This window comes from uncultured Arenimonas sp. (assembly GCF_963976025.1).
Lineage (GTDB): Bacteria > Pseudomonadota > Gammaproteobacteria > Xanthomonadales > Xanthomonadaceae > Arenimonas.
This window is the reverse complement of sequence record NZ_CAXBJS010000128.1, coordinates 1-7,607: the sequence shown is the minus strand read 5'-3', so window position 1 is coordinate 7,607 and position 7,607 is coordinate 1. Positions and strand designations below refer to the sequence as shown.

The following is a 7,607-nucleotide window of genomic DNA, read 5'->3' as shown; positions in this document are numbered from 1 at the left end:
CCCTGCTGGCGCTGGCCGCGGGCCTGACCCAGACCATGGACGTGCAGCGCTACCGCGAGATCATCATGACCCGCGCCACGGTCAGCGTCGGCGAGGACATCGGCTTCCTGCCCGGCACCGAGGAAGAAAAGATGACGCCCTGGATGGGTGCGCTGACCGACAACCTCGAAGTGCTGACCCACACCGAGGACCACGGCAGCTGGGGCCGCGGCGCCACCAACGAACTGCTGGCCAGCCGCATCAAGATCCGCTCGATGAACTTCATGCGCGGCCGCACCTTCCTCAACCGCTGGGTGATCGTCGACGAGGCGCAGAACCTCACGCCCAAGCAGATGAAGACCCTGGTCACCCGCGCCGGCCCGGGCACCAAGATCATCTGCATGGGCAACGTCGAGCAGATCGACACGCCCTACCTCACCGAAACCACCTCGGGCCTGACCTACGCCGTGGACCGCTTCAAGAACTGGAACCACAGCGCCCATATCACCCTGCGCCGCGGCGAACGTTCGCGCCTGGCCGACTACGCCTCGGAAGTGCTTTGACCGGCAACGCCCGCCCCGTTTGTGCTCTGACCATCGCCGGATCCGATTCCGGCGGTGGTGCCGGCATCCAGGCGGACCTCAAGACCTTCGCCGCCCACGGCGTGCACGGGCTGAGCGCGCTGTCGGCGCTCACCGCCCAGCACACGCGGGCGGTGACGGCCGTGCACGTGCCGCCCGTGGATTTCCTGCGCGAACAGATCGATGCCTGCTTCGCCGATTTCGACATCGGCGCGGTGAAGATCGGCATGCTGGCCAATGCACGCGTGATTCGCGCCGTGGCCGACGCGCTGGAAACCCATCGCCCGCGGGCGGTGGTGCTGGACCCGGTGATGGTGGCCACGTCCGGCGCCAAGCTTCTCGACGACGGGGCCCTGGACATGCTGCGCTCGCGGCTGTTGCCGCTGGCGACGGTGCTCACGCCCAACATCCCCGAAGCCGAACTGCTTCTGGGCCATGCGATTGCCGACGACGAAGCCGCGGAAGCGGCGCTGGTGGAACTGCTCGCCCTCGACGCCGGCGCCGTGCTGCTCAAGGGCGGCCACCTGCCCGGCAGCGGCGACATGGTGGATCGCTTCGACGACGGCGAAGCGCTGATCGAATTCGTCAATCCGCGCCTGGATGTCGAAGGCCATGGCACCGGCTGCACCCTGGCCTCGGCCATCGCCGCCAACCTGTGCCGCGGCATGCCGCTGCGCGAGGCCTGCTCGGCCGCGACCAACTACGTGCACGGCGCGCTCAAGCACGGGTATGCCCCGGGCAAGGGGCCGGTGCGGGTGCTGGCGCACTTCTGGCAGCGCACGCAGGAATGATGTTTAAGGCATCAATAAAGATATCCTGAGCTTGCCTTGAGACGTTCCGGGTCCTAACATTCGCGCAGGCTTTCGCGAGAGACCCCGGATGATCAGCGCCGCCCAGCTGCGTGCCGCCCGCGCCTTGATCGGCATCGACCAGCGCCGCCTGGCCGAACTGGCCGGCGTATCCCTGCCCACCGTGCAGCGCATGGAAGCCAGCGCCGGCAACGTGCGCGGCAAGATCGACACCCTGACGCGAATCGTCGAGGCACTCGACGCCGCCGGCGTTGAACTGATCGGCAACGGCCAGCCCAGCCAGGGCCAGGGCCGCGGCGTGCGCCTGAAGGAGCCGCGGCAGTGAGCCTGCGCGGGCGCATCGCGCGCCATTTCCACCCCAAGCTGCTGACGGTGTTCGCCGAGGGCTACCGGTGGTCGGACCTGCGCGCCGACAGCGTGGCCGGCCTGACGGTGGCCATCGTCGCCCTGCCCCTGGCCATGGCCCTGGCGGTGGCCAGCGGCGCCGACCCGGCCACCGGCTTGCTTACCGCCATCGTTGCCGGCTTCCTGATCTCCGCCCTGGGCGGCTCACGCGTGCAGGTGGGCGGCCCGACCGGCGCCTTCATCCCGGTCATCTACGCGATCATCGCCACCCACGGTTACGACGGCCTTGTCATCGCCACCCTGATGGCGGGCGTGATCCTGGTCGTGGCCGGCCTGCTCAAGGTCGGCACGCTGATGAAGTACCTGCCGCAGCCGCTGGTCACCGGTTTCACCGCCGGCATCGCGGTCATCATCTTCGCCAGCCAGCTCAAGGACCTGCTGGGCCTGCAGGTCGACGGGGTGCCGGCCGAATTCCTGCCCAAGCTGGGCGTGCTGTGGGCGCACCTGGACAGCTTCAACGGCTGGGCCCTGGCACTGGCCCTTGCCTGCATCGGGCTGATCGTCGGACTGCGCAAGCTGGCGCCCAGCGCGCCCGGCTTCCTGGTGGCGGTGGTGCTGGCCTCGGGCGCGGTCGCGTTGTTCGGTTTGCCGGTCGACACCATAGGCAGCCGTTTTGGCGGCGTGCCGTCCAGCCTGCCCCTGCCCGCGCTGCCCTCGCTCGACCTGGCGCGTTGCATCGCGCTGCTGCCGGCGGCGCTGACCATCACCTTCCTGGCCGGCATCGAGTCGCTGCTGTCGGCGGTCGTGGCCGACGGCATGACCGGCCGGCGACATCGTTCGAATACCGAACTCATTGGCCAGGGCATCGCCAACGGCGCCTCGGCCCTGTTCGGCGGACTGCCGGCCACGGGGGCGATCGCCCGCACCGCCACCAATATCCGCGCCGGCGCCCGGACCCCGGTGGCCGGCATGCTGCATGCAGGCTTCCTGCTGGCCTTCGTATTGCTGGCGGCCGACCTGGCCAGCTACGTGCCGCTTCCGGCGCTGGCGGGCCTGCTGGTGGTGGTTGCCTGGAACATGAGCGAACACGGCCACTTCCGCCACACGGTGCGGTCGGCGCCGCGCGGCGACAAGCTGGTGCTGCTGCTCACGTTCGGCCTGACCGTGTTCGTGGACCTCACCGTGGCCATCGAGGTGGGCATGGTGGTGGCGGCCTTCGCCTTCATGCACCGCATGGCCGGCCTGGTCGAGGTGACCGCCGGCGTGCAGCTGATCGAAGACGACTCGGACGGTGAATCTGCCTCCGATGCGGCCCAGCGCGAACAGCTGCCGCCGGGCGTGGAGGTCTACCAGATCCGCGGGCCGCTGTTCTTCGGCGCCGCCAACCGGCTCGACAACCTGCTCGACCAGCTGTTCACGCGCCCGAACGTCTTCATCCTGCGCATGCGGCTGGTGCCGCTGGTCGACGCCAGCGGCGTGCACTCGCTGACCACCCTGGCCGAACGCTGCAGGCGCCAGGGCATCGTTCTGGTGATCTCGGGCATGCAGGCCCAGCCGATGGCGGTGGCCCGGCGCCTGGGCCTGGCCGAAAGGCCGGGCGAGCTGCACTTCGCCGCGGATTTCCCGGCCGCCCTGCGCCTGGCCCGGTCATTGACCAGTGAAGGCCTGGTCCGGGACATCGCCGGGGTCTGACGGACTGGCCCGGGCGGCCACGGCTCCGGTAGCATCGGCGACAGTCCCGACCCCTTCACGGAGCCAGCCATGCGCAGCGGCAATCCCGCCCTGAACCAGAACACCTTCCTCGACGTCGGCAGCGGCGAAGTCGTTTCCCGCGACGCCAGCCAGGTGATGACCTTGGGCGGCACGGTCAACAAGACCGGCCTTCTTCTCCTGATGTGCGTGGCCACGGCCGCCTACACCTGGAACCTGTTCGACCCGGCCAACCCGGGCGCGATGATGCCCTGGATGCTGGTCGGCGGCATCGGCGGTTTCATCGTCGCCATCGTCACGGTGTTCAAGAAGACCTGGTCGCCGGTCACGGCGCCGGTCTACGCGCTGCTCGAAGGCCTGTTCCTGGGTGGCATCTCGGCCTTCTTCGAGGCGCAGTTCCCCGGCATCGTGATGCAGGCGGTGATGCTGACCCTGGGCGTGCTGGCCGCGATGCTGATGGCCTACAAGTCCGGCCTGATCAAGGCCACGGAAAACTTCAAGCTGGGCGTGGTCGCGGCCACGGGCGGCATCGCCCTGCTCTACCTGATCAACATCGGCATGCGCATGTTCGGCTTCGAGGGCATGGGTTTCATCCATGACTCGGGGGCGATGGGCATCGCCTTCAGCCTGTTCGTGGTGGTCATTGCCGCGCTGAACCTGGTGCTGGACTTCGACTTCATCGAAGCCGGCGCCGAAGCCGGCGCGCCCAAGTACATGGAGTGGTACGGCGCCTTCGGCCTGGTGGTGACCCTGGTCTGGCTGTACCTGGAAATCCTGCGCCTGCTGGCCAAGCTGCAGTCGCGCGACTGACCGCCGGGATGCCTGGCCAGGACGGCGGTTGATGGCCAGCGCAGCGGTATCCCGCCTGCGTACGATTGTGCTGGACCTGCGCCAGCGGCTGTGGGCCAAGCCGCTGTTCGCATGCCTGCTGTCGGTGCTGGGCGTGGGGCTGGCCTGGATGCTCGACGCCGAATGGCTGATGAAGAATCCGCCGGAAATTTCGGCGGACTCGATCGAGTCGCTGCTCTCGATCATGGCCTCGAGCATGCTGGTGATCGCCATCTTCGCCGCCGGCGCCATGGTCTCGGCCTATGCCTCGGCCAGCAACAATTCCTCGCCGCGCTCGTTCCCCCTGGTGCTGGCCGACGACAGTTCGCAGAACGCCTACTCGATCTTCGTCGGCGCCTTCATCTTCGGCGTGGTCGGGCTGGTGGCGGTGGAGAACAGCAGCTTCGACACCGTCGGGCGCTTCGTGTTGTTCATCGAGACGGCGGTCGTCTTCGCGCTGGTGATCCTTACCTTCGTGCGCTGGGTGGACCGCATCGCCCGGCTGGGCCGCCAGGGCAATACCAACGACCGCGCCGAAGATGCGGTGACGGGCGCCATCCGCCGGTACCGACGTGCTCCGCTGCGCGGTGGTGTCCCCGCGACCGGACTACCGGGCGGATCCCTGCCGATCGAGGCCGACGACGTTGGCTATGTCTGCGCGCTCGACATGGCCTGCCTTCAGGACTGTGCGAAGCAGAACCAGCTGGTGATCGAAGTGGCGGCCCTGCCCGGCGCCTTCATGGTCCCGGGCCGGGCGCTGGTGCGGGTGGGCGGCGCGCGCGGCGGGCTGCCGGAGAACGTCACCAGGGCACTGCGCTCGGCGTTTCGCATCTCCCGCACCCGCGAATTCGACGGCGACCCCCGTTTTGGCATGGTCGTGCTCTCCGAGATCGCCGGCCGGGCGCTTTCACCGGCGGTGAACGACCCGGGCACCGCCATCGACGTGACCGGCCGCCTGGTCAGGATTTTCGTGCAATGGGTGCGCACCGTGCCCGAAGGCGGCAGCCCGGACTACCCGCTGGTGCAGGTTCCGGAAATTTCCCTTTCCGACCTGGTCGAGGATGCCTTCACCGCGATTGCCCGCGACGGTGCCGGTTCGATCGAGGTCGGCACGAGGCTGATGAAATGCCTGCAGACGCTGGCGTCGCTGGGCAACGAGGAACTCGCCACCGCGGCCCGCGCCCAGGCCCGGCTGGCCCTGGCCCATGCGGAGCGGCACATGGAGCTGCCCGCCCAGCTCGCACGACTGCGCGCCTTGGCATCCTTCGCCGACTGACTTAGGGTATCGGCCGGCGCGGCGAGCGCCGCAGGGACACCGACATGCGGCGACACGGAAACCTCACCCGCTGGAATCAGGACCGCGGCTTCGGATTCATCATGCCGGCCGGCAGCGACACCGAACTGTTCGTGCACATCTCCGCATTCCCGCGCGGCACAAGTCCTCCCGAGCCCGGCGAACTGCTGTCGTTCGAAGTTGAAAAAGGACCCGATGGCCGCGACCGCGCCGTGCGCATCTACCGCGCCGGCCAGGCAAAACCCGGCGGAAGCCCGCGCCAGCCGGCGGCGAAAAGCGGCCCCGGCTACCTGGCCCAGGGCGCACTGGCGCTGGTGCTGCTGATCGCGGGCATCTGGGCCGTGGTGGTCTGGCGCGGCGCCGATCAATCGGCGCCCAGGGCGGCGGCGGTGGCGCTGCCGGTCGTCGTGCCGCGAGAACCCGAGCGCTTCCAGTGCGACGGCCGCCAGCACTGCTCGCAGATGAAAAGCTGCGCCGAAGCCAAGTACTTCATCCGCAACTGCCCGGAGACGAAGATGGACGGCGACGGCGACGGCATACCCTGCGAATCGCAGCACTGCTACTGAGAGCCTGAACCGGGAACATCGCCAGGGGCCCCTGCACTGCCGGGCCTGGCCCATCGGGGCCGGAGCCGTGCGACCATCGGCAGCGGCGGCATTTGCCGCAGGCGCCGGAGTCTTCCCATGGCCAGGATCGGTTTAACCCTGCTATCGGTCGTGCTGCTGCTGGCGGGCTGCGCCAGCACCCAGCGTTTGATGCTCGGACCGGCCCGCGCACCCATCGACCCCTCCGAAGTGCGCATCTACCGCGCCGCGCCGCCCGGATCCGTGGACGTGGCCCAGCTCGAGGCCGCCAGCGGCATCGGATTCGGCACCCCGGGCCAGGAGCGCGCCGTCATCGACCGGCTGCGCGCCGAAGCCGCCGCCCTGGGCGCCAATGGCCTGATCATCGTGGGCCTGGGGCAGGCGCGTTCGCCCGTGGGCATGTCGGTGGGCGGCGCCAGTTACGGCAGCCACGGCGCCGTCGGCGTCGGCCTGGGCATTCCCACCAGCCGCAGGAAGGCGAACGCGGTGGCTATCTACGTGCCGCCTTCTTCCCGGGACACGCCCGCTTCAGACTGATTTGCGGCCAAATCGGGCCGGCATGAAAAAGGGCGCCTGTCGGCGCCCTTCTTTATCACGCTGGAACGCCGGACCCTCAGGCTTTGGCGCGGTTCGCGATCGCCTGGGCGAAGGACTCGGTGGTGCCGCTGCCGCCCAGGTCGGGGGTCAGGTTGTCCTTGGCGGTCATGGTGTCGACGATCGCCTGGCGCAGGCGGCGCGCGGCGTCGTTGTGGCCCAGGTGGTCGAGCATCTGGGCGGCGCCCAGCAGCAGCGCCACGGGGTTGGCGATGCCCTTGCCGGCGATGTCGGGCGCCGAGCCGTGCACGGCTTCGAAGATCGCCGCCTCGGTGCCGATGTTCGCGCCCGGGGCCAGGCCCAGGCCGCCGACGAGGCCGGCGCACAGGTCGGAGATGATGTCGCCGAAAAGGTTGGTGGTGACGATCACGTCGAACTGCTCGGGGCGCATCACCAGCTGCATGCAGGTGTTGTCCACGATCATGTCGTTGCACTGGATGTCCGGGTATTCCGTGGCCACCTGGCGCGCAACCTTCAGGAACAGGCCCGAGGTCGACTTGAGGATGTTGGCCTTGTGCACCACCGTCACCTTTCTGCGACCGATGCGGCGCGCCAGGTCGAAGGCGTAGCGCACGATGCGCTCGGAGCCGCGGCGGGTGATCTTCTGGGTCAGCGTGGCGGTTTCACCGTCGGCGGTGAGGTTCTGGCCTTCACCGATGTAGGCGCCTTCGGTGTTCTCGCGCACGGTGATCAGGTCGATGTTCTCGTAGCGCGACTTGGTGTTCGGGAAGCTGATCGCCGGGCGCACGTTGGCGTACAGGTCGAAGCGCTTGCGCAGCTCGACGTTGATCGACGAAAAGCCCTCGCCGACCGGCGTGGTCAGCGGGCTCTTGAGCGCCACGCGATGCTTGCGGATGGCATCCATGGTGGCCGCGGGAAGCAG

Annotated in this window: 9 protein-coding genes; 8 read left to right on the top strand and 1 reads right to left on the bottom strand. The window is 68.8% G+C overall.

The window, feature by feature from the left end:
* From AACZ35_RS10305 to AACZ35_RS10270, 8 genes are all read left to right on the top strand, one after another.
* Window positions 1-542: PhoH family protein (locus AACZ35_RS10305; protein WP_339828854.1), on the top strand; the 542-nt coding region annotated here is incomplete at its 5' end.
* Window positions 539-1,351, top strand: a complete 813-nt coding sequence (gene thiD, locus AACZ35_RS10300) for a bifunctional hydroxymethylpyrimidine kinase/phosphomethylpyrimidine kinase (protein WP_339828850.1) — start codon at window positions 539-541, stop codon at window positions 1,349-1,351. The genes AACZ35_RS10305 and thiD, both read left to right, overlap by 4 nt.
* An 88-nt stretch (window positions 1,352-1,439) precedes the next feature.
* The gene (locus AACZ35_RS10295) at window positions 1,440-1,694 is read left to right on the top strand and encodes a helix-turn-helix domain-containing protein (protein WP_339828847.1); all 255 of its coding nucleotides are present in this window, start codon (window positions 1,440-1,442) and stop codon (window positions 1,692-1,694) included.
* Window positions 1,691-3,406, top strand: coding sequence for a SulP family inorganic anion transporter (locus AACZ35_RS10290; protein ID WP_339828844.1), 1,716 nt, complete (start codon window positions 1,691-1,693; stop codon window positions 3,404-3,406). The genes AACZ35_RS10295 and AACZ35_RS10290 overlap by 4 nt, the downstream gene beginning before the upstream one ends.
* Window positions 3,407-3,475: 69 nt before the next feature.
* The gene (locus AACZ35_RS10285; RefSeq protein WP_339828841.1) at window positions 3,476-4,234 is read left to right on the top strand and encodes a Bax inhibitor-1/YccA family protein; all 759 of its coding nucleotides are present in this window, start codon (window positions 3,476-3,478) and stop codon (window positions 4,232-4,234) included.
* A gap of 31 nt (window positions 4,235-4,265) precedes the next feature.
* A complete protein-coding gene (locus AACZ35_RS10280; RefSeq protein WP_339828838.1) occupies window positions 4,266-5,528 on the top strand; it encodes a DUF2254 domain-containing protein in 1,263 nt (420 codons plus the stop codon).
* 44 nt (window positions 5,529-5,572) lie between these two features.
* Window positions 5,573-6,112, top strand: coding sequence for an excalibur calcium-binding domain-containing protein (locus AACZ35_RS10275; RefSeq protein WP_339828836.1), 540 nt, complete (start codon window positions 5,573-5,575; stop codon window positions 6,110-6,112).
* 117 nt (window positions 6,113-6,229) lie between these two features.
* The gene (locus tag AACZ35_RS10270) at window positions 6,230-6,667 is read left to right on the top strand and encodes a hypothetical protein (protein ID WP_339828833.1); all 438 of its coding nucleotides are present in this window, start codon (window positions 6,230-6,232) and stop codon (window positions 6,665-6,667) included.
* Window positions 6,668-6,743: 76 nt separating this feature from the next.
* On the opposite strand, the gene AACZ35_RS10265 is transcribed toward AACZ35_RS10270, so the two are convergent.
* A partial coding sequence (locus AACZ35_RS10265) for an isocitrate dehydrogenase (RefSeq protein WP_339828830.1) occupies window positions 6,744-7,607 on the bottom strand: 864 nt, incomplete at its 5' end.

Excerpts from the sequence above, each read along its gene's own strand:
- AACZ35_RS10295 (WP_339828847.1), top strand. The coding sequence starts at position 1,440 with ATGATCAGCGCCGCCCAGCTGCGTGCCGCCCGCGCCTTGATCGGCATC.
- AACZ35_RS10285 (WP_339828841.1), top strand. The coding sequence starts at position 3,476 with ATGCGCAGCGGCAATCCCGCCCTGAACCAGAACACCTTCCTCGACGTC.
- AACZ35_RS10280 (WP_339828838.1), top strand. The coding sequence starts at position 4,266 with ATGGCCAGCGCAGCGGTATCCCGCCTGCGTACGATTGTGCTGGACCTG.
- AACZ35_RS10275 (WP_339828836.1), top strand. The coding sequence starts at position 5,573 with ATGCGGCGACACGGAAACCTCACCCGCTGGAATCAGGACCGCGGCTTC.
- AACZ35_RS10270 (WP_339828833.1), top strand. The coding sequence starts at position 6,230 with ATGGCCAGGATCGGTTTAACCCTGCTATCGGTCGTGCTGCTGCTGGCG.